This is a genomic window from Kitasatospora sp. NPDC040550, from assembly GCF_055594965.1.
Window position 1 is genome coordinate 26,797 of record NZ_JBVIWC010000035.1, and the last position, 25,056, is coordinate 51,852.

The window sequence follows — 25,056 nt, forward strand, 5'->3', positions numbered from 1 at the left end:
GGCGCGGGGTCCGGCGCGGCCGGGCTCCCGCCCCGGGGCGTGGGTAGGATGCGGGGCTGTTCTTGATCGCGATCGTGATCTGGTCGACGGCTCACGGGGGAGCACACCATGGCGCAGGGCTATCCGCCGCCGCAGTACCCGCAGCACCAGCAGTACCCGCAGCACCAGCAGTACCCGCAGAACCAGCCGTACCCGCAGCAGCAGTACCCGCAGCAGCAGTACCCGCAGAGCGGCCCGGGGCCGAACCCGTACGGCCAGGGCCCGTACGCGCAGCCCCCGCAGCCGTACCCGCAGCAGCCCCAGCCGTACGGTCAGCCCCAGCAGCCGTACGGGCAGCCCCAGCCGTACCCGCCGGCCCAACCGCCGTACGGGCAGCCCCCGTACCCGCAGGCGCAGCAGCAGCCCCACCCGCAGCAGCAGGCGCAGCCCGCGCTGCCGCCGTGCCCCCCGGAGGCGGGCGGCTTCCGGCGCTTCCTGGCGATCGTGCTGGACTTCGCCCTCGCGCTGGGCCTCGGTTTCGCGGCCGCCGTCGCCTCGGACGCGGCCGCGGGCCGGACCAAGCCGGTCGCGGCCGCGGCCGGCCACGCCGTCCAGCACGCCGGCGGCCCGGTGGTGCCGTTCTGGGTGGCCTTCCTGGGCGTCGGCCTGCTCGCCTCGTTCCTCAACCAGGTGGTGTTCGCCCGGCTGACCGGTTTCAGCGTGGGCAAGGGGATCCTGGCGATGCGGGTGGTGCGCCGCAAGCGGGTGATGCGCCCCAACACCTGGCGGCTGACCAGGCGCTGGCTGCTCGGTTTCGTCTTCCTGGCGGTGGCCTTCCTGTCCGAGGAGTTCGACCTGGACGAGGGGGACGTGGTCGGCATGCGCTCGGTGCGCTGGAAGCACCTGCGGGAGTACCGGCAGGCGGTCGGGCGGCTCGGCTAGGCTGCGCCCGTACGGCCCGTGAAACCGTGATCGACGACCGAACCGAGGAGATTCCGATGGCCGGCGAGCCGCAGTCCGACTGTGTGTTCTGCAAGATCGTGGCGGGCGAGATCCCGGCGACCGTGCTGCGCAAGACCGAGCGCGTCCTCGCCTTCCGCGACATCGCCCCCAAGGCCCCCGTACACGTCCTGGTGATCCCGCACGTCCACTACCCGAACGCCGCGGCGCTGGGCGCCGCCGAGCCCGAGATCGCCGGCGAACTGCTGGCCGAGGCGGGCGCGGTGGCGCGGGACGAGGGCATCGAGGACTACCGGCTGATCTTCAACACCGGCGCGGGCGCCGGGCAGACCGTGTTCCACGCCCACGTGCACGTGCTCGGCGGGATGCCGATGAACGAGAGCATGGTCTGATCCCAGGTGTCCCAGCGCGAACTCGTCGTCCTCGGCACCGCCAGCCAGGTGCCCACCCGGCACCGCAACCACAACGGCTACCTGCTCCGCTGGGACGGCGAGGGCCTGCTGTTCGACCCCGGCGAGGGCACCCAGCGCCAGATGCTGCACGCCGGGGTCTCGGCCACCCAGATCACCCGGATCGCGGTGACCCACTTCCACGGCGACCACTGCCTGGGCCTCGCCGGGGTGATCCAGCGGATCAACCTTGACCGGGTCCCGCACCCGGTGGACGTCTACTTCCCGGCGTCCGGCGAGGTCTACTTCGAGCGGCTGCGGCACGCCACCGCGTACCACGAGACCGCCGTGCTGCGGCCGCGGCCGATCGACGAGCCCGGCCCGCTGCCCGCGCCCGGCGCCCGCTTCGCGCTGGACGCCGTCCGGCTGGACCACCCGGTGGAGTCCTTCGGCTACCGGCTGTCCGAGCCGGACGGCCGCCGGCTGGTGCCCGAGCGGCTCGCCGCGGCCGGCGTGCGCGGCCCGGCGGTGGGCCTGCTCCAGCACGAGGGAGCGGTCGAGGTGGACGGCCGCACCGTCACCCTGGACGAGGTCAGCGAGCACCGGCGGGGCCAGCGCTTCGCCTTCGTGATGGACACCCGGCTCTGCGAGGGGGTGCACGGACTCGCCGAGGGGGCCGACCTGTTGGTGGTCGAGGCGACCTTCACCGACGCCGACGCCCACCTCGCCGAGGACCACGGCCACCTCACCGCCGGGCAGGCCGCCAAGGTCGCCGCCGAGGCCGGGGTGCGGACCCTGGTGCTGACCCACTTCTCCCAGCGCTACCCGGACCTGGGCCAGCACCTGGCCGACGCCCGCAAGCACTTCGACGGGGAGCTGGTGCTCGCCGGGGACCTCGCCCGGGTGCCCGTCCCCGCCCGCCGTCACCCGTGAACGGCGGGGCGCCGGCGGTGGACGGTGCGCGGGCTCCCCGCGAAAAGGGCTCGCGCCGCCCCGCGATCTGCCGCAGCATCGTCGGGTGCGGCCCCGCCGCCCGCCGCGGCGATCACGCTCGCGGCGTACCCTGGTGCCCCGGAGAGACCGAGCGGCACACGAGACCACGGATGGGATGAGGCAGGCCCAGCGCCGACCCATGAGTGACACATCGCAGACCCGTACCGACGGACAGTCGCGCCCCGAACCGACCGGCGACGGCCGGGTGAGCGCCCGGATCGTCATCCCCGAGAAGCATCCGATGGTCACCCTGCTCGGCACGGCGGACTCGCTGCTGCGCGTGATCGAGCAGGGGTTCCCCGCCGCCGACATCCACGTCCGCGGCAACGAGGTGACCGCCACCGGGGAGCGCGCCGAGGTCGCCCTCGTGCAGAAGCTCTTCAACGAGATGATGCTGGTGCTGCGCACCGGCCAGCCCCTGACGGAGGACTCCGTGGAGCGCTCCATCGCCATGCTCCGCGAGGAGGGCCCGGACAGCCCGGCGCCGTCCCAGGTGTTCACCGCGAACATCCTGTCCAACCGCGGCCGCACGATCCGCCCCAAGACGCTGAACCAGCAGCGCTACGTCGACGCGATCGACAAGCACACGATCGTCTTCGGCCTCGGCCCGGCCGGTACCGGCAAGACCTACCTGGCGATGGCCAAGGCCGTCCAGGCCCTCCAGGCCAAGGAGGTCAACCGGATCATCCTGACCCGCCCGGCGGTCGAGGCGGGCGAGCGGCTGGGCTTCCTGCCCGGCACCCTCTACGAGAAGATCGACCCGTACCTGCGCCCGCTGTACGACGCGCTGCACGACATGATGGACCCGGACTCCATCCCGCGCCTGATGGCGGCCGGCACCATCGAGGTCGCGCCGCTCGCTTACATGCGCGGCCGCACCCTGAACGACGCCTTCATCATCCTGGACGAGGCCCAGAACACCTCGCCCGAGCAGATGAAGATGTTCCTCACCCGCCTCGGGTTCAACTCCCGGGTGGTGGTCACCGGCGACACCAGCCAGATCGACCTCCCGGGCGGCACCCGCAGCGGGCTCAAGGTCGTCCAGGAGATCCTGGCCGACGTCCCGGACATCCACTTCTCCGTCCTCACCAGCACCGACGTGGTCCGCCACAAGCTGGTCGGCCGGATCGTGGACGCCTACGAGCGCTGGGACGCGCTGCAGGAGGCCGAGGAGAACTCCCCGGCCGCCCGCAAGCCCGCCCAGCGGCGCCCCGGCAAGACCGCCGCGGCGCGCGCACCCCGACAGTCCCATCGCACCGAAAGCTGAGCACACAGCCCGTCATGTCGATCGACATCGCCAACGAGTCCGGTTGGGACGCCGATGAGGAAGCCATCCTCGACGTCGCCCGCTTCGCCCTGGACAAGATGCGGATCCACCCGCAGTCCGAACTGTCCGTGATCCTGGTGGACGGTGCGGCGATGGAGGAGCTGCACATCCAGTGGATGGACCTGCCCGGACCGACCGACGTGATGTCGTTCCCGATGGACGAGCTGCGTCCCGGCAAGGAGGGCGAGGAGCTGCCGCAGGGCCTGCTCGGCGACATCGTGCTCTGCCCCGAGGTCGCCGAGCAGCAGGGCAAGGCGGCCCCCTCCAAGCACTCGATGGACGAGGAGCTGCAGCTGCTCACCGTCCACGGCGTGCTGCACGTCCTCGGCTACGACCACGAGGAGCCGGAGGAGGAGGAAGAGATGTTCGCCCTCCAGAAGCGGATCCTGGACGACTGGCGGGCGGGCCGGGGCCTCGGCGGCATCTCCCCGGCCCCCACCACCCACTGAGCGCGGGGCCCGAACTCCCGTGAGTGGTGAGAGTACGAGCTTCATCCTCGGTGCCGTGGCCCTGGTCGTGCTGGGCTGGCTGGCCGCGTGCGCCGAGGCGGGCATCTCCCGGGTCTCCCGGTTCCGGGCGGAGGAGGCCGTGCGCAACGGCCGGCGCGGCTCCGCGCGGCTGCTGGCCGTCGCCTCCGACCCGTTCCGCTACCTCAACCTGGCCACCCTGATCCGGGTGGCCAGCGAGATGGCGGCCGCGGTGCTGGTCACCGTGGTGTGCGTGCGCAACATCCACCCGACCTGGCAGGCCGTGCTGCTGGCCTTCGGCGTGATGGTGCTGGTGTCCTTCGTCGCGGTGGGCGTCTCGCCGCGCACGATCGGGCGCCAGCACCCGATCTCCACCGCGACCGCGGCCTCCTTCGTGCTGCTGCCGCTGGCCGCGGTGCTCGGCCCGATCCCGCGGCTGCTGATCCTGCTGGGCAACGCGCTGACCCCGGGCAAGGGGTACCGGGAGGGGCCGTTCGCCTCCGAGGCGGAGCTGCGGGCGCTGGTCGACCTCGCCGAGAAGGACGACCTGATCGAGGACGAGGAGCGCCGGATGGTGCACTCGGTCTTCGAACTGGGCGACACCATCGTGCGCGAGGTGATGGTGCCGCGCACCGACCTGGTGATGATCGAGCGGCACAAGACCGTCCGGCAGGCGCTCACCCTGGCGCTGCGCTCGGGCTTCTCGCGGATCCCGGTGGTCGGCGACAACGAGGACGACGTGGTCGGCATCGTCTACCTCAAGGACCTGGTGCGCCGCACCCACATCAACCGGGAGGCGGAGGCCGAGGAGGTCGGCGCGGTGATGCGCCCGGCCGTGTTCGTCCCGGACTCCAAGCCGGCCGGCGACCTGCTGCGGGAGATGCAGCAGCGCCGCTCGCACGTCGCGATCGTGATCGACGAGTACGGCGGCACGGCGGGCCTGGTCACCATCGAGGACGTCCTGGAGGAGATCGTCGGGGAGATCACCGACGAGTACGACCGGGAGATCGCGCCGGTCGAGGACCTCGGCGACGGCTCGTACCGGATCACCGCCCGGCTGCTGGTGGAGGACCTGGGCGAGCTGTTCGGGATCGAGCTGGAGGACGAGGACGTCGAGACCGTCGGCGGCCTGCTGGCCAAGCACCTGGGCCGGGTGCCGATCCCCGGGTCGGCCTGCGAGATCCCGCTGCCCGAGCCGGCCGCGGCCGGCCTGACCGGCATCCTGCTGACCGCCGAGTCCTCGGCCGGGCGCCGCAACCGGATCGGCTCGATGGTCGCCTCGCCGGTGCGCGGGTCGGAAACGGTGCGGGCCGCGGGCGAGTAGCGGGTGGGCGGTCGCCGCGCGACCATGGAGGGCATGACGCACAAACTTCGCGCGGAGTACGGCCCGCAGGGGGCGGCCGGCGGAGTCAAGTCCTGGCACGTGGTGCGGGACGAGGACCCGTCGACCGCGCTCTGCGGCCGGACCATGCCCGCCGACGCCGAGACGCGGCCCGAACAGGAATGGGGCACCGGGCTGCGCTGCTGCCAGCAGTGCGGCTCGCTCTACCTGCACGAGACCCCGCACATGCAGGGGAGCCATCCCTACAGCTAGCCGTGGCCCTCGGCCGTGCTTTCCGGCCGGGGCCGAGCTCTGGAGGTCGCCATGAAGCTGCAAGACGAACTGCCGACCGTCGATCGACGGCTCGCCCTGGTGTGGCGGGTCGGGGCGGGGCTCGGGGGGATCTTCCTGATCGTGTTCGGGATCCTGGGGCTGGCCGACCACCCCGGCTTCCTGGCCACCCACGGTGACCGGATCGCCGGGCTGTCGACCAACGGGGCGCTGAGCATCCTGTCCATCGTGGCGGGGGCGGTCCTGCTGGCCGGGGCGGTGATCGGCGGGAACTTCGCGTCCAACCTCAACATGGTGGTCGGCGTGCTGTTCGTCCTGTCCGGCTTCTACGGGCTGACGGTGCTCGGCCGGCCGGACGCGAACATCCTCAACTTCCGGATGTCGAACGTGCTGTTCGCGTTCGTCTTCGGGATCGTCGTGACCACCTTCGGGATGTACGGCCGGGTGAGCAGCCACCTGCCGCACGACAACCCGTTCTGGCGCGACCGGGCCTCACGGGAGGAGCCGCTGCCGTCCGGCGCCGCGAAGACCTTCGTCAAGGTGCTCAACCCCAACCCGGGACGCACCCACCCGGTCGGCCACTGAGGTGCGACTCGCCCGCTCGGGCGGGCGAGCGGCCGCCTATGCTCGGCGGCATGAGTGACATCGTCGAACTCGACCCCGAAGACAAGAAGATCATCACCCTGGCCCGTTCGGCCCGCGCCCGCAACGGCGTGGCCGAGGGGGCCGCGGTGCGCGACGAGACCGGCCGCACCTACGTGGCCGGCACGGTCGCGCTGGAGTCGCTGCGGCTGAGCGCGCTGCAGGCGGCGGTGGCGATGGCGGTGGCCAGTGGTGCGAAGTCGCTGGAGGCGGCCGCCGTGGTGAGCGAGGCCGAGCAGCCCGCCGAGGCCGACCTGGCGGCCGTGCGGGACCTGGGCGGGCCCGGCACGCCGGTGCTGCTGGCCGGGCCGGACGGGACGCTGCGGGTGGCGGCCGAGGCGCGCTGAGGCGCCTGCGGCGGCCCGTCGGGGCCGCTGTGGCGGACCCCGCCCCCTGCGGTCAGGCGGACCCCGCCTCCTGTACTCAGCAGATAATCTCACCGGAGGGGTGGACTCGGTGAGGGGCTGGGGCATGGGGGCGTTGGCGTTCGTCGCCGGGCTGGTGCTGTTCGTGATGGGCATGGGCAAGTGGCAGGAGACCGGCACGGTCTACTGGCTCTGGGGCTCACTCGCCTTCCTGCTGCTGCTGGTGGTGTTCTCGCTGGTCGGACGGGGCGGCGGCAAGGGCTGAGCGGCCCGGACGGACCGACCCCGGACAGCGGGGCTCCGGTGATCAGGGAGAATGGGGCCCATGAATGCCCCTTCCTCCTCGTACCGCTCCGGGTTCGCGTGCTTCGTCGGCCGTCCCAACGCGGGCAAGTCGACCCTGACCAACGCCCTGGTGGGGACGAAGGTCGCGATCACCTCCGACCGCCCGCAGACCACCCGGCACACCGTGCGCGGCATCGTGCACCGCCCGGACGCCCAGCTCGTGCTGGTCGACACCCCCGGCCTGCACAAGCCCCGCACCCTGCTCGGCGAGCGCCTCAACGACCTGGTCCGCACCACCTGGGCCGAGGTCGACGTGATCGGCTTCTGCCTGCCCGCCGACCAGAAGATCGGCCCCGGCGACAAGTTCATCGCCAAGGAGATCGCCGGGATCAAGAAGACCCCCAAGGTCGCCATCGTCACCAAGACCGACCTGGTCGACTCCAAGCGCCTGGCCGAGCAGCTGATCGCCATCCACCAGCTCGGCATCGAGCTGGGCTTCGAGTGGGCCGAGATCATCCCGGTCTCCGCGGTCGGCGACAAGCAGGTCGAACTGGTCGCCGACCTCCTCACCAAGCTGCTGCCCGAGGGCGACCAGCTCTACCCGGCGGGCGACCTCACCGACGAGCCCGAGCAGATCATGGTCGCCGAGCTGATCCGCGAGGCCGCTCTGGAGGGCGTGCGGGACGAACTGCCGCACTCGCTGGCCGTCGTGGTCGAGGAGATGCTGCCGCGCGAGGGCCGCCCGGCGGACCGCCCGCTGCTGGACATCCACGCCAACGTCTACATCGAGCGGCAGAGCCAGAAGGCGATCGTGATCGGCGCCAAGGGCGCGCGGCTCAAGCACGTCGGCACCACCGCCCGCAAGCACATCGAGGCGTTGCTCGGCACGCCGGTCTACCTGGACCTGCACGTCAAGGTGGCCAAGGACTGGCAGCGCGACCCCAAGCAGCTGCGCAAGCTCGGCTTCTGACCGGGCAGTTCGGCGAAGGGCGGGGAACCGCCCCGGGCCCGTCCGGACGCCGTGCGCGTCCGGGCGGGCCCGTGCCGCACCGGGCCCGGGAGCGGTCTACGCCCCTTCGCGGAGCACCAGCGAGACCAGCTCCCGCTGCGAGTCGGTGAGTTTGGGGTCGGCGCAGTACACCGTCCGCCCGTCGACGGTGATCTCGTAGTGGAAGCCGTCCGGCACCCCGTACGAGGGCGCGCGCAGCCCGCCCGCCACGGCCTCGCGGGCGAGCGCGTGGACGTGCGGGGCGTCCGTGCGGTCGACGGTGTCGAGCTCCGCGTGGCGGAGGATTCCGGCGAGTCCGCCGGTCCGGGTCACCTGGATACGCATGGTGTCCATGGTGCTACGCAGGGAAGGCTCGTGCGGCTCTTTTCCCTGACCGTGACCTTAAGCCGGTCTCAAACCGCTCCGGACCGGCGGTGAACCGGTCGCCCGCGGTCATCCCGGGCTGACGCCGACCTGGGCCCAGGAGGCCGTCACGGTGTCGGCGATCGGGGGCTTGTCGGGGTAGCGGGCCTTGGCGGCGGCCACGGTGGCCCGGGCGAAGGCAGTGAAGTCGGCGGTGGCGGGCAGCGTGCCGCCGGTCAGGGCGTCGTACCAGATCCGCCCGGCCTGCTCCCAGGACGACCCGCCGAGGGCGGTGGCCAGCAGGTAGAACGCGTGGTTGGGGATGCCGGAGTTGATGTGCACCCCGCCGTTGTCCTCGGTGGTGTTCACGTAGTCCCGCAGGTGGGCGGGTTGCGGGTCCTTGCCGAGCTGGGGGTCGTCGTAGGCGGTGCCGGGGGCCTTCATCGAGCGCAGCGCCACGCCCTGGATGCCGGGGGCGAGCAGTCCGGCGCCGATCAACCAGTCGGCGGAGGCGGCGTCCTGGTGCAGGGCGTACTGCTTGACCAGCGAGCCGAAGACGTCGGAGACCGACTCGTTGAGCGCGCCGGGCTGGTCCTGGTAGTCCAGTCCGGCGGTGAACTGGGTGACGCCGTGGGTGAGTTCGTGGCCGATGACGTCGATGCAGGCGGTGAAGTCGCCGAAGACCTGGCCGTCGCCGTCGCCGAAGACCATCTGCGAGCCGTTCCAGAAGGCGTTGTCGTAGTCGCGGCCGTAGTGGACGCTGGCGTCCATCCGCAGGCCGTGGCCGTCGATCGAGTCGCGGCCGAAGACCTCGGAGTAGAGCGCGAAGGTGGCGCCTAGGCCGTCGTAGGCGTGGTTGACGGAGGTGTCGGTGACCGGGGCGTGGCCCTCGGTGCGGACGGTGCGCCCGGGCAGCCGCCGGCCGTGCCCGGCGTCGAGGATCAGCCGGCTCAGGCCGGGGGCGCCGGCGGTCGGCGGGGGAGCGGCGAGGCGGGCCGCGCGGTGGGCGGCGTCCAGGGCGAGGGAGTGGACGGCGGGCTGGTGACCGGCCTCGGCGAGGCGGTCCAGGACGTACGGCGGGACGATCGCGCAGCGCGGGACTCCTGCAGTCATGTGGCCCAGGGTGAGGCCTCGATGACCGGATGTCACCACCTGCGGCAGGACCGGTCCACGTCTCAAGGAGTGGAACGGAAGCCCGGATCACTTCGGGGGCGCGCGGGCCTGGGTTACGCTGGGCCACATCATGCGCAACGGGCTGCTTCTTCTTAGCTGCCGCGTCGAGGGCCTGTAGTCCACCGGGCCGGCTCCCTCGCCGCGGGGAACGAGCTGTGCGCGGAAACGGCGGTGCGACGGCGCATCGCGTGGCGCAGCAGCGGCCGGCCAGTCGGTGTCGATCCCTCCCGACCGCCCGCACCACGCATCCACAGGAAGCCGAGAGTCCCCTCCATGACCGAGCAGACCTCCGCCGCGTCCGTCCCCGCCGCTCGCGCCTTCGTCGACCGGCCGACCCCGATCACCGCCGCCTCCGTGCGCCAGCGGCCCTCGGGCATGCGCTACGGGCGCTACCTGCCGTTCGGCACCGTCGACCTGCCGGACCGCACCTGGCCGGACAAGGTGATCACCAAGGCGCCGCGCTGGCTCTCCACCGACCTGCGGGACGGCAATCAGGCGCTGATCGACCCGATGTCCCCGGCCCGCAAGCGGAAGATGTTCGACCTGCTGGTGGCCATGGGCTACAAGGAGATCGAGGTCGGCTTCCCGTCCTCCGGCGCCACCGACCACGCCTTCGTGCGGTCGCTGATCGAGGAGGGGGCGATCCCGGAGGACGTCACCATCTCGGTGCTGACCCAGGCCCGCGAGGAGCTGATCGAGAAGACCGTCGAGTCGCTGGTCGGCGCCCCGCGGGCGACCGTCCACCTGTACAACGCGACCGCGCCGCTGTTCCGCCGGGTGGTGTTCCGCAACGACGAGGCGGCCACCAAGGCGATCGCGGTGGACGGCACCCGGCTGGTGATGGAGTACGCGGAGAAGCTGCTGGGCGACGACACCGTCTTCGGCTACCAGTACTCGCCGGAGATCTTCGTGGACACCGAGCTGGACTTCGCGCTGGAGGTCTGCGAGGCGGTGATGGACGTCTGGCAGCCCGGTGAGGGCCGCGAGATCATCCTGAACCTGCCGGCCACCGTCGAGCGGGCCACCCCGAACGTCCAGGCCGACCAGTTCGAGTGGATGTCGCGCAACCTGTCGCGCCGCGAGTTCGTCTGCCTGTCGGTGCACCCCCACAACGACCGCGGCACCGCCGTGGCCTCGGCCGAGCTGGCCTACATGGCGGGCGCGGACCGGATCGAGGGCTGCCTGTTCGGGCAGGGCGAGCGGACCGGCAACGTCGACCTGGTGACGCTGGGGATGAACCTGTTCTCGCAGGGCATCGACCCGCAGATCGACTTCTCCGACATCGACGAGGTGCGCCGCACCGCCGAGTACTGCAACCAGATGGAGGTGCACCCGCGCCACCCGTACGCCGGGGACCTGGTGTACACCTCCTTCTCCGGCTCGCACCAGGACGCCATCAAGAAGGGCTTCGACGTCCTGGAGGCGGACGCGAAGGCGGCCGGGGTGCCGGTGGCGGAGCACACCTGGGGCGTGCCGTACCTGCCGATCGACCCGAAGGACGTCGGCCGCACCTACGAGGCGGTCATCCGGGTCAACAGCCAGTCCGGCAAGGGCGGGGTGGCGTACGTCCTCAAGAACGACCACAAGCTGGACCTGCCGCGCCGGATGCAGATCGAGTTCTCCCGGATCATCCAGGCCAAGACCGACGCCGAGGGTGGCGAGGTCAGCCCGGCGGAGATCTGGCGGGTCTTCGAGGACGAGTACCTGCCGACCACCGGCAACCCGTGGGGCCGGCTGTCGCTGGCCGGTTCGCGCACCCTGACCACCGAGGACGGCCGGGACGCGCTGACCGCCGAAGCCGTGGTGGACGGTGCGCCGGTGACCCTGTCCGGCACCGGCAACGGCCCGGTCTCGGCCTTCGCGGACGCGCTGGCCCGGATCGGCGTGGACGTACGGGTGCTGGACTACGCCGAGCACGCGCTGAGCGAGGGCGGCGACGCCCAGGCGGCCGCGTACGTGGAGTGCGCGGTGGACGGCAAGGTGCTGTGGGGCGTGGGCATCGACGGCAACACCGTGCTGGCCTCGCTGAAGGCGATGATCAGTGCCGTCAACCGCTCGCAGCGCGGTTAACTCCCGAGGGTGGTACGCGAAGGGCCGTCCCGCGGGGCGGCCCTTCGCCGTGTCCGGCGGGCGCTCCGGGCGGGCTGTGGCCTGCGCCACATTTTTTCGGATCGGAAGCCGTTCGAGGTACTGACACGTGCCGGTAACCGTGGCAACATCGATCCACCGGCAAGCCGGGTCGGTGGGACGGCCTCGGTGTCCGGTCGCGTGACCTGTCCATAGTTGTGCAGGCCGCCTGCCATGTCTGGGGAGTGGCGCCGTGACCAGGTTGTGGGGTGTTCGCCCGAGGTGGCGGACCGATGTTCTCGGTGATTTCTTCTGTCCGGGCTGCGGCGGGGACCGCAACTACCGCCGGCAGCACGGCCGGCGGTGGCTGCGGTTGCTGGGGACGCCGGTCGCGCCGCTCGGGCCGGTGATCGGCAGCGTGCAGTGCACCAGCTGCCACGGGCGCTACGGCGTCGAGTCCCTGGAGCAGCCCACCAGCGTGCGCCTCGGCGCGATGCTGCGGGACGCCCAGTACACCATCGCCCTGGCCCTGCTCGCGGCCGGCGGCACCGCCCACCGGGCGGCCCGCGAGGCGGCCTGCACGGCGGTGCGCGAGGCCGGGTTCGAGGACTGCGGCGAGGCCCAGGTGCTGGCCGCCCTCGCCGCGCTGTCCGGGCTCGGCGGCGAACTCCACGACGCCCACGGGATGGCCGGCGGCCTGGCCGTGGAGCTGCACGCGGTGCTCGAACCGCTCGCCCCGCACCTGGCCCAGCAGGGCCGGGAGCGGCTGCTGCTGCTGGGTGCCGCGATCGCCCTGGCGGACGGGCGCTACCTGCCGCAGGAACGCGAGGCGCTGGCCGCCGTCGGCAGCTGCCTGGACCTGCCGCAGAGCCAGGTGCCGGCGCTGCTGGAGGCGGCGACCCGGGCACCGTACGAGAACCTGTAGGGCCTCGGCCCCGCCCCTCCGGACCTTCCGCATCCCCCACAAAACGGGCCCGTTCCCCCCTCCGGGCCCGCCGTGACCCGCACCGCAGTGGTCCTCCCCCACGGCCCCGGTGCGGGCAACACGGCTGTCCGCTGCCGCGGCCGTGCACGGCCGTCCGTGACCGTCCACGGCTGTCCGTGCCCTGGGGGACAATGGGGGGCATGAGTCTTTTCCGGGACGACGGCGTCGTGTTGCGGGCGCAGAAGCTCGGCGAGGCCGATCGGATCATCACCCTGCTGACCCGCCACCACGGCAAGGTCCGGGCGGTGGCGCGCGGGGTGCGCAAGACCAAGTCCAAGTTCGGCGCCCGGCTGGAGCCGTTCTCGCACGTGGACGTGCAGTTCTTCAGCCGGGGGAGCGAGCTGATCGGGCGCGGGCTGCCGCTGTGCACCCAGGTGGAGACCATCGCCCCGTACGGCGGAACGATCGTCACCGACTACGGCCGCTACACCGCCGGCACGGCGATGCTGGAGACGGCCGAGCGCTTCGCCGAGAACGAGGGCGAGCCGGCCGTCCAGCAGTACCTGCTGCTGGTGGGCGGGCTGCGCACGCTGGCCGCCGGAACGCACGAGTCGCACCTGGTGCTGGACGCCTTCCTGCTGCGCTCGCTCGCGGTGAACGGGTACGGCGCGAGCTTCACGGACTGCGCCAAGTGCGGCCTGGACGGGCCGAACCGTTTCTTCTCCCTCCCCGCAGGGGGGGTGCTCTGCGCGGACTGCCGAGTGCCCGGATGTGCCGTACCCTCCCCTGAGACACTGGTACTGCTCGGGGCGCTGCTGTCAGGGGACTGGCGGACGGCCGACGCCTGCGAGCCGCGGTACTGGCGGGAGGGCAGCGGCCTGGTCGCGGCCTATCTGCAGTGGCACCTGGAGCGGGGCATCCGCTCGATGAGATACGTGGAGAAGTGAGCACATGGCAGCGCGACGGCTCTTCGGCGGCGGCAAGCAGCGGGTCTACGAACCCCCGACCCCGCACCCCAGCGGCGCCAAGCCCCCGAAGATCCCCGGCGAGCTGGTCCCGGACCACGTCGCCATCGTGATGGACGGCAACGGCCGCTGGGCCAAGGAGCGCGGGCTGCCCCGCACCGAGGGCCACAAGATCGGCGAGTCCGTCGTGCTGGACGTGCTCAAGGGCGCGATCGAGCTCGGCGTCAAGAACATCTCGCTGTACGCGTTCTCCACCGAGAACTGGAAGCGCTCGCCCGACGAGGTGAAGTTCCTGATGAACTTCAACCGGGACGTCATCCGCCGCCGCCGCGACGAGATGGACGCGATGGGCGTGCGGATCCGCTGGGCCGGCCGGATGCCCAAGCTGTGGAAGAGCGTCGTCCAGGAGCTCCAGGTCGCCGAGGAGCAGACCAAGGGCAACGACGCCGTGACGCTCTACATGTGCGTCAACTACGGCGGCCGGGCCGAACTCGCCGACGCCGCGCAGGCGATCGCGCTGGACGTGGCGGCGGGCCGGCTGGACCCGAAGAAGGTCAACGAGAAGACCATCGCCAAGTACATGTACCACCCGGACATGCCGGACGTGGACCTCTTCCTGCGCCCCAGCGGCGAGCAGCGCACCTCCAACTTCCTGCTCTGGCAGTCCGCTTACGCCGAGTTCGTGTTCCAGGACGTGCTCTGGCCGGACTTCGACCGCCGCGACCTGTGGCGGGCCTGCGAGCAGTTCGCGATGCGCGACCGCCGCTTCGGCGGGGCGATCCCGAACGAGGTCGCCGCGCCGGTGGAGCTGCCCACCCAGCGCTGACGCCGACCGTCGTGGGCGCGCCGAAGGGCCCGTGGGAACGAACCGTTCCCACGGGCCCTTCGGCCGTCGTCCGCGCGGGCTGCCCCCGTACGGACGGCCGGTCAGTCCTTCTTCGCGCAGTCCGCGCAGGTGCCGAAGATCTCCAGGGTGTGCGCGATGTCGCTGAACCCGTGCTCGGCGGCGACCGAGTTCGCCCAGCGCTCGACGGCGGGGCCCTCGACCTCGACGGTGGCGCCGCAGTGCCGGCAGACCAGGTGGTGGTGGTGCCCGCTGCTGCACCGGCGGTAGACGGCCTCGCCGTCGGCGGTGCGCAGCACGTCCACCTCACCGGCGTCGGCGAGCGACTGGAGGGTGCGGTAGACCGTGGTCAGACCGACGGAGTCCCCGCGGTGCTTGAGCAGGTCGTGGAGCTCCTGGGCGCTGCGGAAGTCCGCGATCTCGTCCAGGGCCGCCGAGACGGCGGCTCGCTGCCGGGTCGAGCGGGCGCGCGGCGACGGGCCTGCGGTGGTCACCGTGGGTCCTCCTGGGGTCGTGGGCGTCACGCACCTCATTGTGCCAGCCCGGCCCGCCGCTCCGGAGTGGTCGCGTTGGAGGAAGTCCGTCCCGGGTCCTGGCCGGGGATGAGGCCGGGGATTCCGTCGGGGAGTCGGACGTCGCAGACCTGGGGGCCCGGGTCGGCGTCGCCGCGGCGCCGGTGGCGGCGGCGGGCGAGCGGGGCGGCGATCGCGCTGAACACCGCGAACACCGCGATGGCGAGCAGCACGATGGCCGGGCCGGAGGGCACGTTCAGCTGGTAGGAGCCGGTGACGCCGGCCAGCGCGACCACCACGCCGAGGGCGATCGAGGCGGCCTGGGTGGCGGCGAAGGAGCGGGTCAGCTGCTGGGCGGCGACCACCGGGACCACCATCAGCGCGCTGACCAGCAGCAGTCCGACCACCCGCATGGCGACCGTGACGGTGACCGCGGCCATCACCGCGAGCAGCAGGTTGAGGGTGCGCACCGGCACCCCGGTGACCCGGGCGAAGTCCTCGTCCTGGCAGATCGCGAAGAGCTGGCGGCGCAGGCCGACGGTGACCGCGATGACCACCGCCCCGAGCACCGCGATGGTGGCCAGGTCGGCGGGGGCGACGGTGAGGATCGAGCCCCACAGGTAGCTCTCCAGCGAGCCGGCCCCGGCCTGGGCGGACATCGAGACCAGCAGCTTGCCGCAGGCCATGCCGCCGTAGAAGAGCATCGCCAGGGCGATGTCGCCGCGCTGGTTGCCGCGCGAGCGGACCAGCTCCATGGTGACGGCGCCGAGCACGCAGACCAGCACGGCCATCCAGACCGGGCTGGTCTGGAAGATGAAGCCGAGGCCGACGCCGGTCATCGCGACGTGGCCCATGCCGTCGCCCATCAGGGCCTGGCGGCGCTGCACCAGGTAGATCCCGACGGCGGGGGCGGTGATCCCGACCAGCACGGCGGCCAGCAGGGCGCGCTGCATGAAGTCGTAGGAGAGCATCTCGGTCATGCGAACAGCCTCGGCGGGGTGAGGTCGGCGTGCGGGTGGACGTGGTCGTGGCCGGGCAGCGCGTGCAGGCCGGCGCCCGGTACCGGCGGGCCGTCGTGCGCGACGCAGCCGTCCCGCAGCACCACGGCGCGGTCGATCAGCGGCTCCAGCGGCCCGAGTTCGTGCAGCACCAGGAGCACCGAGGCACCGCGGCCGACCTCGGCGCGCAGGGTGTCGGCGAGCACCTGCTGGCTGGCGGCGTCCACGCCGGCCATCGGCTCGTCCATGATCAGCAGGTCGGGGGTGCCGACCAGGGCACGGGCGATCAGCACCCGCTGCTGCTGGCCGCCGGAGAGGTCGGCGACGCCGTCCCCGGCCCGGTCCAGCATGCCGACGGCGGCCAGCGCGCCGTCCACCGCGGTGCGGTCCCGGCGGCGGAACGGCAGCAGCCGGTGCTGCGACAGCCGCCCGGTGGAGACCACCTCGCGCACGGTGGCGGGGACGCCGGAGGCGGCGGTGGTGCGCTGCGGGACGTACCCGATCCGGTGCCAGGCGCGGAAGGAGCCGTACGGGGTGCCGAACAGCTCCAGGGTGCCCCGCTCCAGCGGCACGGAGCCGATCACGGCCTTGACGGTGGTCGACTTGCCGGAGCCGTTGGCGCCGAGCAGGGCGACGACCTCGCCGGGGCGGACGGTGAGGTCGACGCCGCGCAGCACCGGCCGGCCGCCGCGGGAGGCGACGGCGTCGCGGAGGCGGACGGCCGGGGGTATCGGGTGGGTCATGGCGGGGCGTCCCGTCAGCTCGCGGGGGTGGGGGCGGGGGTGGCCGCGGCGGGGGCGCCGAGGGCGGCCCGGAGGTTGGCCAGGTTCTGCTGCATGACGGTCAGGTAGTCGTCCTTGGACGGGTCCTTGACGCCCTCCAGCGGGTCCAGCACGGCGGTCTTGAGGCCGAGGTCCTTGGCGACCGTGTCGGCGAGCTTGGGGCTGACCAGGGTCTCGAAGAAGATCGTGGTGACGCCGTTGTCCTTGGCGGCCTTCTGCACCTCGGCGAGGCGGGCCGGGGTGGGCTCGGACTCCGGGTCGGCGCCGTTGATGGCGACCTGGGTGAGGCCGTAGTGGTCGGCGAGGTAGCCGAAGGCGGCGTGGCTGGTGACGAAGGTCTTGGTCTTGACGTCCTGCAGCCCGGTCCGGAACTCCTGGTCCAGGGCGGTGAGCCGGGTGACCAGGTCGTCGGTGTTCTTCTGGTAGTCGGCGGCGTGCGCGGGGTCGGCCTTGGCGAACTCGGCGCCGACGCTCTTGGCGATCGCGGCGTAGCGGCTCGGGTCGAGCCAGATGTGCGGGTCGCCGGCCGGGCCCTCGTGCTGGTGGCCGTCGCCCTGGGCGGCGCCCTCGTCGAGGTGGTGGTCGACCAGCGGGCTGGCGGCGGTGGCGTCGATCTTGTGCTTGCTGTCCGACTGGCCGACGGCCTGGTCGACGGTGGGCTGGAGGCCCTTGAGGTAGAGGATCGCGTCGGCCTTCTGGACGCCCGCGACCTGCTTGGCGGTGAGCTCCAGGTCGTGCGGCTCGACGCCGGGGGCGGTGAGGTCGGTGACCGAGACGTGCTCCTTGCCGATCTGCTGGGCCAGGAACTCCATCGGGTAGAAGGAGGCGACGACGTTCAGCTTGCCGTCCGTGCCCTGGGCGCTGCTGCTGCCGCCGCAGGCCGTGAGGGCCGTGGAGGCGGCGAGGGCGGTGACGGCCAGGGCGGCGGTCCTGCGGGTTCGGCGGCTGAGCAGTCCGATCATCATGACAATCATTCTCATCTGCAGTGGAAATGATTGTCAACTCACTCGGACGGGTGAACGGCAGGTGGCCGTGGATGGGGGGAGCCGGACCATATCGATTTGAACCCCGTACCCGTCTGGCCGGTAACCTTGGGTATTCGGGTACGAGCAACCAGCCGTGCCCTGACCGTGCCGTACGTACTGAAGAGAGCACTGTGGCCGCCGACAAGATCGACACGATCGTCAGCCTGAGCAAGCGCCGAGGCTTCGTCTACCCCTGCAGCGAGATCTACGGCGGCACGCGTGCCGCCTGGGACTACGGGCCGCTGGGCGTCGAGCTCAAGGAGAACATCAAGCGCCAGTGGTGGCGCACGATGGTCCAGGCCCGCGAGGACGTCGTCGGACTCGACTCGTCGGTGATCCTGGCCCGCGAGGTCTGGGAGGCCTCCGGCCACGTCGCCACCTTCAACGACCCGCTGACCGAGTGCCTCTCCTGCCACAAGCGCCACCGGGCCGACCACCTGGAGGAGAAGTACGAGGCCAAGCACGGCTTCCCGCCGCCGAACGGCCTCAAGGACGTCAACTGCCCCGACTGCGGCACCAAGGGCCAGTTCACCGAGCCCAAGGACTTCTCGGGCATGCTCAAGACCCACCTCGGTGTCACCGAGGAGGCGAGCGGCCTGGCCTTCCTGCGCCCCGAGACCGCCCAGGGCATCTTCACCAACTTCAAGGCCGTCCAGACCACTTCGCGCAAGAAGCCGCCGTTCGGCATCGCCCAGACCGGCAAGAGCTTCCGCAACGAGATCACCCCCGGCAACTTCATCTTCCGGACCCGTGAGTTCGAGCAGATGGAGATGGAGTTCTTCGTCAAGCCGGGCGAGGACGAGCAGTGGCACGAGTACTGGCTCCAGCAGCGCTGGGACTGGTACGTCGACCTCGGTCTGCGCACCGAGAACATGCGCTTCTTCGAGCACCCGAAGGAGAAGCTCTCCCACTACGCCAAGCGCACCGTGGACATCGAGTACCGCTTCAACTTCGGCGGCTCCGAGTTCTCTGAGCTGGAGGGCGTCGCCAACCGCACGGACTACGACCTGCGGGTGCACAGCGAGGCCTCCGGCCAGGACCTCAAGTACTTCGACCAGGAGAGCGGCGAGCGGTACTTCCCGTACGTCATCGAGCCGGCGGCCGGCCTCAACCGCGCCATGCTGGCCTTCCTGATCGACGCCTACTTCGAGGACGAGGCGCCGAACGCCAAGGGCGTCATGGAGAAGCGCGTCGGCATGCGGCTCGACCCGCGCCTGGCCCCGGTCAAGGTCGCCGTGCTGCCGCTGTCGCGCAACGCCGAGCTCTCCCCGAAGGCCCGCGGCCTGGCCGCCGACCTGCGCACCGCGTGGAACGTCGAGTTCGACGACGCGGGCGCGATCGGCAAGCGCTACCGCCGCCAGGACGAGATCGGCACGCCGTTCTGCGTCACGGTCGACTTCGACACCCTCGAGGACAACGCCGTGACCGTTCGCGACCGCGACACCATGTCGCAGGAGCGCGTGTCGCTGGACCAGGTGAAGGGCTACCTGGCGGCGCGGCTGATCGGCTGCTGAGTCCGGTACTCCGGTAGCTCGGTACTTCGGGGAGCCCCCGGCCGTCCTTCCTCGTGGAGGCGGGCGGGGGCTCCCCGCTGTCGTACGGCCGGTGGGTCAGCGCCGGCCCCAGCGGGAGCGCGGGGCGGCCGGCGGGGCGGTCGGCAGGCCGGCCGTGCGGAGGGCGGCCAGGGTGGCGCGGTGGCGGGCGTCGTCGGCGAGCAGCGCGGCCAGCAGCTGCCCGTAGAGGTCCCGGCGGTTCTCCAACGCGGCGGCCAGGCGCACCAGTTCGACCGGCGGGCGGAGGGCCGTCAGCTCCCGCAGCAGGAGGGTGGCGAGCGCGGGCGGCAGCTCGGTCGCGAGTCCGGCCAGGTCCGCGGTCGGGCGGCCGGCCGCCTGGCGCAGCAGCGTGCGGACGTCGGCGGGGCGGCCCTGCTGCTGCAGGCCGGCGGCCAGCGAGGTCAGCTCCGGGGTCGGTGCCGAGCCCCACTCCCAGAGCAGCGTGGCGCTGTCGGCGTGCTGCCCGGCCCGCTCCAGCGCGGCGAGCAGGGCCGGGACCGCGGCGGCCGGGTAGGCCCGGAAGGCGTGGAACAGTTCGGCGGCCTCCTCGGTCAGCCCCAGCTCGCGCAGCTCCGCCAGCACCGCGACGGCGTGCTCCGGGGCGCCCCGGGCGGTCGTCCGGGCCAGCTGGAGCGAGGCGCCGGTCGGGCCGCGCTGGGAGAGCATCCCGGCCAGCAGGGCGGCGTCGGCGGGGGCGAGCCGGGCGGCGGCCCGGTCCAGCAGGTCCTCGGCCTCGGGGCGGGCGCCGCTGCGGTGGAGTCCGGTGATCCGCTCGGTGAGGGCGCCGAGGTCGGGGCGGACGGGTGGGGCGGGGGGTGCTGCCGGTGGCGGCGTCGGTGCCGGGGCCGAGGGTGGGGCCGGAGCCGGAGCCGGAGCCGGAGCCGGGGGCGGTGGGGGCCGGTGGGCGGACCGGGGTGGGGGGTCCGCCTGCTCGGGGGCGGGCTGGGGGTGTGGTCGCTGTCTGAGGTGGATCTCCAATTCCTGTAACTGGTCGCTCAGTTGCAGGCAGCGCGCACCCAGGCCCTCGCGCAGGGTGCGGGCCTGGGCGAGCTGCCGCAGCAGGTCGCCGTCCGGGCGCCGGCGGCCCGGGGTCGCCCGTATCGCCTCGTTCAACCGGCGTTCGCGTTGGCCCGCGTAACGGCTCGCGCGGAGCAACTCGTCGAGTTCCGACCGGAGTTCGGCGGCCCGTTGCTCGCCCTCCGGTTGCTGGCCTGCGGATTCTTCCGTCGACCGCATGCGCATGATCGCCCCAACCTGTCCATCTGTACCCTGACTGCGGGACATCCTGGCGTCGAAATGTGGCGATGGAGTTACGAGAGCGCGACCAGTCGTGCCCGAGTGGTGTCAAGGAGCGCACAGAGGGCGGCCGTTGCGAAAAGTGCGCCGGTCGCGCTCCGCGGCGGGGGCGCCCCGTCCGACAGGGGCACGACCGGTCTCATCTCTCATCCGGCCAGTCGTGCCCGCGCCTCCATCAGCGCGAACCCGAGCAGGTTCAACCCCCGCCACTCCAGCGGTCGTTCGGCCCGGATGTCGTCCGCGCCGAGGCCGATGCCCCAGATCCGGTCCAGCGGGCTGGCCTCGACCAGGACGCGGCCGCCGGTGCCCAGCAGGTACTCCCGCAGGGCCTCGTCCTGGCCGAACTTCGCGACGTTCCCCTCGACCACCAGGTCGAACCGGCCCGCCGTCCAGGTCTCGTCGTCGAAGTCCTGCACCAGCCGGCCCAGCTTCTTCGCCTCGGCGGGCGTCCGGGCCTCCAGGACCTGCTGCTCGATCGCCCGGTCGCCGAACATCCGGGCCTTGCCGGCCATCATCCAGTGCTCGGCGGAGGCGTACGTCACCCCGTCGACGGTGAACTGCCCGGGCCACCACTGGCTCAGGCACTCCTGCCGCGTCCCGCCGCCCTTGCGGGCGGTGTGCCCCCAGAACATCACCCACTTCGGCCGCGCCCCGGTGGCCATCAGGGCCGCCAGCTCCTCGCGGCTGCGGACGTCGGCGAAGTCCCCGACCTGCTGCTTGCTCATAATCGTCATTCTGACACGAAGGGTCGGGAGCCCGCCATCCGTTTGACGGCGGCGGGCTCCGCCCGGCTGCCCGAGCCCGGGGGCCGGCGGGTCAGTCCCGGTCGGCGGCGGCGACCAGTTCCAGGAAGCGCAGCCCGAGTTCGGTGACCTCCTCCGCCGTCCAGTCCTGGGCCGAGCCCGCCAGGCGGACCTCGGCCATGGCGAGGCCGGGGGCGGCGTCGGTCCAGTCCAGGAACCAGGTCCCCTCCCGCTCGGCGAGGGCGAGGGTGGCTGCGTTCAGGACCCGCGCCGGGTGGGGGAGCCAGAGCTGGAAGTCGTGGGTGGGCGGGACCTCCGGGAAGATCCGCGCACCGGGCAGGGCGGCCAGGGCGGGGGTGAGGGTCGCCGCGTGGCGGGCGTAACCGGGGATCCGGGGGAGCTCGGTGTCCAGGCCGGTGAGCGCGGCGAGGGCGGCCGGCCACTGCTGGTAGAGCTGCCCGCCGTAACGGTGGCGCCAGGTGCGGGCGTACGCGGTGAAGGCCTTGTCCCCGGCGAGGGCGGCCCCGCTGATGCCGCCGAGGTCCTTGTAGAAGGAGACGTAGACGCTGTCGGCCAGGGCGGCGATCCCGTCCAGCGGCCGGCCGAAGTGGGTCGTGGTGTTCCACAGGCGGGCGCCGTCGAAGTGCACCCGGGCGCCGGCCTCGCGGGCGGCGGCGACCAGCTCGGTGAGCTCGTCCCAGGTGGGCAGGACGAAGCCCGGGTCGCGGAGCGGGAGTTCCACCACCAGGGTGCCGAACGGCTGGCCGAGGGCGCGCAGTTCGTCGGCGGTCGGCTGCCGCGGCTCGGTGGTGGGCCAGAGGCTGCGCAGGCCGGTCAGTTGGATGTGGGCGTGGCGCTCGTGCCGTTCGAGGTGGCTCTGCGGGTGGAGTGCGACGGCCGGGTTGCCGGTCCGCTCGGCGTGGTGGCGCAGGGCGACCTGCTGGGCCATCGTCCCGCTGGGGAAGAACACCGCGTCCTCCGTGCCGAGGAGCGCGGCGGTGCGCTCCTCCAGCTCCCCGACCGGCCCGCCGTCCCCGTAGATGTCGGGGTGGGCGTCCGGCTCGACCGCCTCGGCGAGTGCGGTGAGCCGCTCGCGCATGGTGAGCGGGCGGTTGCCGGAGAGGAAGCGGGTACAGGCCCGGTGGGCGGCGCGCAGGCGGGCCCAGTCGATCTGGTCATCGGTCATCCGGCGATTCTCCGTCCGGCGGGAAACCGGGCCAACCGCTTTTCGCTACCCGGGGGCGCCGAACCCGGGGGCGCCGAAGCGGGCGAGGTAGTGCCACACCTTCTTGAGGGCCTGGGGGTCGTGGCGACCGCTCGCGGCGGCAGCGCCGATGATCCGGGGGTCGAGGGCGCCCTCCTCGGCGATCCGGGCGCCGAGGGCGACGAACTCCTGGCCGCGGTAGTCGGGGTGGCGGCGGAGCTCCTCGACGGTGAGCCGGAAGCCGGGGTGCCACTCCAGCGGGCAGGCGAGGCGGCGGGCGGCGTCCTCGACCGGGGTGTCCCGGTAGCAGGGGTCCAGCACCAGGGCCTCGACGTCCTCGGCCAGCCGGACCGGGCCGTGGACCTGTGCCTCGATGTAGTCGTCGAGGGCGTCCTGGTCGTCGGCCAGGGCCAGTTCGACGAGCCCCATGCGGGCGGCGGTGCCGAAGTCCGTGGGCTCCAGGAAGCTGTCCGGGTAGCAGAAGGTGGTGCGCTCCAGGGCGGGGGCGGTGAGCCGCAGGTGCGCGGAGCCGAAGCGGGGTGCGGCGCCGACCGGACTGCGGCGGTGGTCGAGGGCTCCGTAGACGGGGCGTTCGCCGGGAGCCGCGGCGTCGTAGGCGCCGGCGAAGATCCGGCTCTCCCAGCGCCAGCGGTCCCCGCCGGGGTGGGCGGTCAGGCCGCCGTTACTGGTGCCGGTGGCGAACTGGGAGAGGTAGGCGCCGTCCTCGGCCAGGGCGTCGAGGACGGCCCGGCCGCGGGAGACCCGGTCCGGATGGAAGTTGAGGGTCACCCGCAGGGCCGGGTCGACGGGCGGCCCGGCGGAGAGCGAGGCCACGTGGCCGAGGGCCCGGACCTGCGGGGTCGGGGCGGGGTCGGAGCTCATGCGGGGTAGTGTCGCGCGGCCGGGCCGGTGGGTGCACCCGGGTTTTCGTCCGCTCCGGCGCCGCTGCGTCAGACGTACTGCGTCTGCAGGTCGTCGGGGAACAGGCCGTTGCCGTGGTGGGTGGCCCAGGTGGAGTGGGTGCTGCGGATCCGGGCGGCCTGGGAGGTCCGCCGCTGTTCGATCAGCAGGCCCTCCGTGCCGTTCGCCCACTGCCGGCGGGCCCGGTCACGACGGACCAGGAACAGGGTGGTGCCGACGACGACGGCCGCCAGAACGGCCAGGAACGCGAGAACGAAGCTCATGAGCTCCCCCTTCCTTCGGACTCGATCACTGTGCGAACCAAGTATCGCGGACCGGGGTGTCGCTCCGCCATAGCTGAAGTAGCTTGGGGCGCATGGCAGATGATGGCGCAGGCAGTTCCCCCACGGCCGGTCCGCCGACCGCTTCACCGGTTGCTCCGCCGACCGCTTCCCCGGCGGCTCCACGGGACTCGCGGAGCGCCGTACCGGCCCTGATGTTCTCGCAGGGCGTCAGTGTGGCGGGCACCCAGGTCACGGCACTGGCCCTGCCCGCGCTGGCGATCCTGCTGCTGGACGCCGGGCCGCTGGCGGCCTCGCTGCTGTTCGCCCTGGAGTACGGGGTGCAGGGGCTGACCGGCCCGTTCGCCGGGGTGCTGGTGGACCGGGTCGCCTCCCGGCGGCGGCTGCTGGTCGCGGTGGACCTCGCCCAGCTGCTGCTGATCGCCACCGTCCCGCTGGCGCACGCCGCCGGTGCGCTGACGCTGGCCCACCTCTACGCGGTCGCGGCGGTCTCCGGGGCCTTGGGCGGCATCTCCGCCATCGCGGTGCCGACCGTGGTGGCGGACTTCGTGCCCAAGGACGGCCTGGTGGCGGTCAACGCCAAGCTGGCCGGGGCCCGTTCGGTCGGCCAGATCGCCGGGCCGGGGCTGGCCGCCGCGCTGGTGCAGGCGGTCGGGGCGGCCACCGCGATGGTCGCGGACGCGGTCAGTTACGGGCTGTCCGCCCTCGCCATGAGCCTGCCCCGGCTCCACCGGGACGAGGAGCCGCCGCGGGCCGCCGCCCGCCCGGGGATCGCCGCCTCGCTGCGGGAGGGGATCGACGTCCTGCGCGGTCGGACGCTGCTGGCCCGGCTGGCCGTCGCCGCGGCGGCGCTCAACCTGGGTGGGGCGGGGTTGGCCGGGCTGTTCGCCTACTTCGCGTACCAGGTCGTGGGCCTGGGCCCGGGGGAGCTCGGGCTGACCCAGGCCGTCTACAGCATCGCCGCGGTGACGGCGGTGCTCACCGCGAAGCGGGTGATCCGGCGGGTCGGGCTGACCAGGGTGATCCCGCTCTTCGGCCCGCTGGCCGCGGCCGCCCTGTTCCTGATCCCGCTGGCCTCGCTCGGGGCGGCCCTCCCGGTACTGGTCGGCTACCAGGCGGTGTTCGGCTACTGCGCGACGGTCTGGGGCGTCAGCTGGGTGACCCTCCAGCAACAGCTGTCCCCGCCGGAGCAGTTGGGGCGGGTCCTCGGCCTGTCCCGCTCGATCGGCCAACTCGTCATGCCGGTGGGCGCGTTGCTGGGCGGCACGCTGGCCGGTGCGGTCGGCACCACCGGGGCGCTGGCCGTCTTCGCCGCGATCGCCCTGGCCGGCACCCTCGCGGTGGTGCGCACCCGACCCCGGGCGGTCCTCCCGGAGGGGAGCCGGGCCTGACCGGCC

General features: G+C 72.7%; 28 protein-coding genes. 17 read left to right on the forward strand and 11 right to left on the reverse strand.

Annotated features, from left to right (window positions below):
- Window positions 1-108 precede the first annotated feature (108 nt).
- From ACZ58X_RS35525 to era, 11 genes are all read left to right on the forward strand, one after another.
- Window positions 109-921, forward strand: coding sequence for an RDD family protein (locus tag ACZ58X_RS35525; RefSeq protein WP_470337702.1), 813 nt, complete (start codon window positions 109-111; stop codon window positions 919-921).
- A 56-nt stretch (window positions 922-977) separates the two neighbouring features.
- Window positions 978-1,331 carry a histidine triad nucleotide-binding protein gene (locus ACZ58X_RS35530; RefSeq protein WP_470337750.1) on the forward strand — a complete coding sequence of 118 codons (354 nt, stop codon included), beginning with the start codon at window positions 978-980 and terminating at the stop codon, window positions 1,329-1,331.
- A gap of 6 nt (window positions 1,332-1,337) precedes the next feature.
- Window positions 1,338-2,261 carry a ribonuclease Z gene (locus tag ACZ58X_RS35535; RefSeq protein ID WP_470337703.1) on the forward strand — a complete coding sequence of 308 codons (924 nt, stop codon included), beginning with the start codon at window positions 1,338-1,340 and terminating at the stop codon, window positions 2,259-2,261.
- Between the two features lie 199 nt (window positions 2,262-2,460).
- Complete coding sequence (locus tag ACZ58X_RS35540) at window positions 2,461-3,588, forward strand: PhoH family protein (protein WP_470337704.1); 1,128 nt, start codon at window positions 2,461-2,463, stop codon at window positions 3,586-3,588.
- Between the two features lie 14 nt (window positions 3,589-3,602).
- Window positions 3,603-4,097, forward strand: coding sequence for an rRNA maturation RNase YbeY (gene ybeY / locus ACZ58X_RS35545; RefSeq protein WP_030061268.1), 495 nt, complete (start codon window positions 3,603-3,605; stop codon window positions 4,095-4,097).
- A 19-nt stretch (window positions 4,098-4,116) separates the two neighbouring features.
- On the forward strand, window positions 4,117-5,439 hold the full coding sequence (locus ACZ58X_RS35550; protein WP_470337705.1) for a hemolysin family protein: 1,323 nt from the start codon (window positions 4,117-4,119) through the stop codon (window positions 5,437-5,439).
- Between the two features lie 33 nt (window positions 5,440-5,472).
- Window positions 5,473-5,709, forward strand: coding sequence for a hypothetical protein (locus tag ACZ58X_RS35555; protein WP_470337706.1), 237 nt, complete (start codon window positions 5,473-5,475; stop codon window positions 5,707-5,709).
- Window positions 5,710-5,760: 51 nt separating this feature from the next.
- Window positions 5,761-6,312: a DUF4383 domain-containing protein gene (locus ACZ58X_RS35560; protein WP_470337707.1), complete on the forward strand. Its 552-nt coding sequence runs from the start codon at window positions 5,761-5,763 to the stop codon at window positions 6,310-6,312.
- 50 nt (window positions 6,313-6,362) lie between these two features.
- A complete protein-coding gene (locus ACZ58X_RS35565) occupies window positions 6,363-6,716 on the forward strand; it encodes a cytidine deaminase (protein ID WP_470337708.1) in 354 nt (117 codons plus the stop codon).
- A 100-nt stretch (window positions 6,717-6,816) separates the two neighbouring features.
- A complete protein-coding gene (locus tag ACZ58X_RS35570; RefSeq protein WP_360228745.1) occupies window positions 6,817-6,999 on the forward strand; it encodes a hypothetical protein in 183 nt (60 codons plus the stop codon).
- Between the two features lie 60 nt (window positions 7,000-7,059).
- Window positions 7,060-7,989, forward strand: coding sequence for a GTPase Era (gene era, locus ACZ58X_RS35575; protein ID WP_049651090.1), 930 nt, complete (start codon window positions 7,060-7,062; stop codon window positions 7,987-7,989).
- A gap of 96 nt (window positions 7,990-8,085) precedes the next feature.
- Here era and ACZ58X_RS35580 read toward each other — a convergent pair whose 3' ends face one another.
- Together ACZ58X_RS35580 and ACZ58X_RS35585 are read right to left on the reverse strand one after the other, a co-directional pair.
- On the reverse strand, window positions 8,086-8,352 hold the full coding sequence (locus tag ACZ58X_RS35580) for a protealysin inhibitor emfourin (protein ID WP_360228741.1): 267 nt from the start codon (window positions 8,350-8,352) through the stop codon (window positions 8,086-8,088).
- A gap of 108 nt (window positions 8,353-8,460) precedes the next feature.
- Window positions 8,461-9,483 (reverse strand): M4 family metallopeptidase, encoded by a 1,023-nt coding sequence (locus ACZ58X_RS35585; protein ID WP_470337709.1) that lies wholly within the window; start codon window positions 9,481-9,483, stop codon window positions 8,461-8,463.
- A gap of 333 nt (window positions 9,484-9,816) precedes the next feature.
- On the opposite strand from ACZ58X_RS35585, the gene leuA reads away from it, so the two are divergent.
- The 4 genes from leuA to ACZ58X_RS35605 all read left to right on the forward strand — a co-directional run bounded on the left by leuA (window position 9,817) and on the right by ACZ58X_RS35605 (window position 14,326).
- Complete coding sequence (gene leuA, locus ACZ58X_RS35590) at window positions 9,817-11,613, forward strand: 2-isopropylmalate synthase (RefSeq protein WP_470337710.1); 1,797 nt, start codon at window positions 9,817-9,819, stop codon at window positions 11,611-11,613.
- Between the two features lie 250 nt (window positions 11,614-11,863).
- Window positions 11,864-12,535 carry a TerB family tellurite resistance protein gene (locus tag ACZ58X_RS35595; protein WP_470337711.1) on the forward strand — a complete coding sequence of 224 codons (672 nt, stop codon included), beginning with the start codon at window positions 11,864-11,866 and terminating at the stop codon, window positions 12,533-12,535.
- Between the two features lie 200 nt (window positions 12,536-12,735).
- Window positions 12,736-13,482 carry a DNA repair protein RecO gene (gene recO, locus ACZ58X_RS35600; RefSeq protein WP_470337712.1) on the forward strand — a complete coding sequence of 249 codons (747 nt, stop codon included), beginning with the start codon at window positions 12,736-12,738 and terminating at the stop codon, window positions 13,480-13,482.
- Window positions 13,483-13,486: 4 nt separating this feature from the next.
- Entirely contained in the window at window positions 13,487-14,326 is an 840-nt protein-coding gene (locus tag ACZ58X_RS35605) for an isoprenyl transferase (protein WP_470337713.1), read from the forward strand.
- A 101-nt stretch (window positions 14,327-14,427) separates the two neighbouring features.
- Here the strand turns inward: ACZ58X_RS35605 and ACZ58X_RS35610 are convergent, their stop codons facing one another.
- The 4 genes from ACZ58X_RS35610 to ACZ58X_RS35625 are packed head-to-tail and all read right to left on the reverse strand — an operon-like array spanning window position 14,428 to window position 17,601.
- Window positions 14,428-14,838, reverse strand: coding sequence for a Fur family transcriptional regulator (locus ACZ58X_RS35610; RefSeq protein WP_470337714.1), 411 nt, complete (start codon window positions 14,836-14,838; stop codon window positions 14,428-14,430).
- Window positions 14,839-14,873: 35 nt separating this feature from the next.
- Window positions 14,874-15,836 carry a metal ABC transporter permease gene (locus ACZ58X_RS35615; protein WP_470337715.1) on the reverse strand — a complete coding sequence of 321 codons (963 nt, stop codon included), beginning with the start codon at window positions 15,834-15,836 and terminating at the stop codon, window positions 14,874-14,876.
- Window positions 15,833-16,597 (reverse strand): metal ABC transporter ATP-binding protein, encoded by a 765-nt coding sequence (locus tag ACZ58X_RS35620; protein WP_470337716.1) that lies wholly within the window; start codon window positions 16,595-16,597, stop codon window positions 15,833-15,835. Before ACZ58X_RS35620 ends, ACZ58X_RS35615 begins: the two co-directional genes overlap by 4 nt.
- A gap of 14 nt (window positions 16,598-16,611) precedes the next feature.
- Window positions 16,612-17,601: a metal ABC transporter substrate-binding protein gene (locus ACZ58X_RS35625; RefSeq protein ID WP_470337717.1), complete on the reverse strand. Its 990-nt coding sequence runs from the start codon at window positions 17,599-17,601 to the stop codon at window positions 16,612-16,614.
- A gap of 191 nt (window positions 17,602-17,792) precedes the next feature.
- Between ACZ58X_RS35625 and ACZ58X_RS35630 the strand changes: the two genes are divergently transcribed.
- The gene (locus tag ACZ58X_RS35630; RefSeq protein WP_402483569.1) at window positions 17,793-19,175 is read left to right on the forward strand and encodes a glycine--tRNA ligase; all 1,383 of its coding nucleotides are present in this window, start codon (window positions 17,793-17,795) and stop codon (window positions 19,173-19,175) included.
- Between the two features lie 96 nt (window positions 19,176-19,271).
- Here the strand turns inward: ACZ58X_RS35630 and ACZ58X_RS35635 are convergent, their stop codons facing one another.
- The 5 genes from ACZ58X_RS35635 to ACZ58X_RS35655 all read right to left on the reverse strand — a co-directional run bounded on the left by ACZ58X_RS35635 (window position 19,272) and on the right by ACZ58X_RS35655 (window position 23,641).
- Window positions 19,272-20,450 carry a hypothetical protein gene (locus ACZ58X_RS35635; RefSeq protein ID WP_470337718.1) on the reverse strand — a complete coding sequence of 393 codons (1,179 nt, stop codon included), beginning with the start codon at window positions 20,448-20,450 and terminating at the stop codon, window positions 19,272-19,274.
- A gap of 206 nt (window positions 20,451-20,656) precedes the next feature.
- Entirely contained in the window at window positions 20,657-21,235 is a 579-nt protein-coding gene (locus tag ACZ58X_RS35640) for an NADAR family protein (protein WP_470337719.1), read from the reverse strand.
- Window positions 21,236-21,326: 91 nt separating this feature from the next.
- Window positions 21,327-22,439, reverse strand: a complete 1,113-nt coding sequence (locus tag ACZ58X_RS35645) for a threonine aldolase family protein (protein ID WP_470337720.1) — start codon at window positions 22,437-22,439, stop codon at window positions 21,327-21,329.
- Between the two features lie 45 nt (window positions 22,440-22,484).
- Window positions 22,485-23,339 carry a DUF3626 domain-containing protein gene (locus ACZ58X_RS35650; protein ID WP_470337721.1) on the reverse strand — a complete coding sequence of 285 codons (855 nt, stop codon included), beginning with the start codon at window positions 23,337-23,339 and terminating at the stop codon, window positions 22,485-22,487.
- 68 nt (window positions 23,340-23,407) lie between these two features.
- Window positions 23,408-23,641, reverse strand: coding sequence for a hypothetical protein (locus ACZ58X_RS35655; protein WP_470337722.1), 234 nt, complete (start codon window positions 23,639-23,641; stop codon window positions 23,408-23,410).
- A gap of 212 nt (window positions 23,642-23,853) precedes the next feature.
- Here ACZ58X_RS35655 and ACZ58X_RS35660 point away from each other — a divergent pair, with 212 nt between their 5' ends.
- A complete protein-coding gene (locus tag ACZ58X_RS35660) occupies window positions 23,854-25,050 on the forward strand; it encodes an MFS transporter (protein ID WP_470337723.1) in 1,197 nt (398 codons plus the stop codon).
- Window positions 25,051-25,056: the final 6 nt, after the last annotated feature.

What these genes read in the sequence shown, in the direction of transcription:
- ACZ58X_RS35525 (WP_470337702.1), top strand. Translation starts at nt 109, where the DNA reads ATGGCGCAGGGCTATCCGCCGCCGCAGTACCCGCAGCACCAGCAGTAC.
- ACZ58X_RS35530 (WP_470337750.1), top strand. Translation starts at nt 978, where the DNA reads ATGGCCGGCGAGCCGCAGTCCGACTGTGTGTTCTGCAAGATCGTGGCG.
- ACZ58X_RS35540 (WP_470337704.1), top strand. Translation starts at nt 2,461, where the DNA reads ATGAGTGACACATCGCAGACCCGTACCGACGGACAGTCGCGCCCCGAA.
- ybeY (WP_030061268.1), top strand. Translation starts at nt 3,603, where the DNA reads ATGTCGATCGACATCGCCAACGAGTCCGGTTGGGACGCCGATGAGGAA.
- ACZ58X_RS35555 (WP_470337706.1), top strand. Translation starts at nt 5,473, where the DNA reads ATGACGCACAAACTTCGCGCGGAGTACGGCCCGCAGGGGGCGGCCGGC.
- ACZ58X_RS35560 (WP_470337707.1), top strand. Translation starts at nt 5,761, where the DNA reads ATGAAGCTGCAAGACGAACTGCCGACCGTCGATCGACGGCTCGCCCTG.
- ACZ58X_RS35565 (WP_470337708.1), top strand. Translation starts at nt 6,363, where the DNA reads ATGAGTGACATCGTCGAACTCGACCCCGAAGACAAGAAGATCATCACC.
- era (WP_049651090.1), top strand. Translation starts at nt 7,060, where the DNA reads ATGAATGCCCCTTCCTCCTCGTACCGCTCCGGGTTCGCGTGCTTCGTC.
- ACZ58X_RS35580 (WP_360228741.1), bottom strand. Translation starts at nt 8,352, where the DNA reads ATGCGTATCCAGGTGACCCGGACCGGCGGACTCGCCGGAATCCTCCGC.
- ACZ58X_RS35585 (WP_470337709.1), bottom strand. Translation starts at nt 9,483, where the DNA reads ATGACTGCAGGAGTCCCGCGCTGCGCGATCGTCCCGCCGTACGTCCTG.
- leuA (WP_470337710.1), top strand. Translation starts at nt 9,817, where the DNA reads ATGACCGAGCAGACCTCCGCCGCGTCCGTCCCCGCCGCTCGCGCCTTC.
- recO (WP_470337712.1), top strand. Translation starts at nt 12,736, where the DNA reads ATGAGTCTTTTCCGGGACGACGGCGTCGTGTTGCGGGCGCAGAAGCTC.
- ACZ58X_RS35605 (WP_470337713.1), top strand. Translation starts at nt 13,487, where the DNA reads ATGGCAGCGCGACGGCTCTTCGGCGGCGGCAAGCAGCGGGTCTACGAA.
- ACZ58X_RS35615 (WP_470337715.1), bottom strand. Translation starts at nt 15,836, where the DNA reads ATGACCGAGATGCTCTCCTACGACTTCATGCAGCGCGCCCTGCTGGCC.
- ACZ58X_RS35620 (WP_470337716.1), bottom strand. Translation starts at nt 16,597, where the DNA reads ATGACCCACCCGATACCCCCGGCCGTCCGCCTCCGCGACGCCGTCGCC.
- ACZ58X_RS35625 (WP_470337717.1), bottom strand. Translation starts at nt 17,601, where the DNA reads ATGATGATCGGACTGCTCAGCCGCCGAACCCGCAGGACCGCCGCCCTG.
- ACZ58X_RS35635 (WP_470337718.1), bottom strand. Translation starts at nt 20,450, where the DNA reads ATGCGGTCGACGGAAGAATCCGCAGGCCAGCAACCGGAGGGCGAGCAA.
- ACZ58X_RS35640 (WP_470337719.1), bottom strand. Translation starts at nt 21,235, where the DNA reads ATGAGCAAGCAGCAGGTCGGGGACTTCGCCGACGTCCGCAGCCGCGAG.
- ACZ58X_RS35645 (WP_470337720.1), bottom strand. Translation starts at nt 22,439, where the DNA reads ATGACCGATGACCAGATCGACTGGGCCCGCCTGCGCGCCGCCCACCGG.
- ACZ58X_RS35650 (WP_470337721.1), bottom strand. Translation starts at nt 23,339, where the DNA reads ATGAGCTCCGACCCCGCCCCGACCCCGCAGGTCCGGGCCCTCGGCCAC.
- ACZ58X_RS35655 (WP_470337722.1), bottom strand. Translation starts at nt 23,641, where the DNA reads ATGAGCTTCGTTCTCGCGTTCCTGGCCGTTCTGGCGGCCGTCGTCGTC.
- ACZ58X_RS35660 (WP_470337723.1), top strand. Translation starts at nt 23,854, where the DNA reads ATGTTCTCGCAGGGCGTCAGTGTGGCGGGCACCCAGGTCACGGCACTG.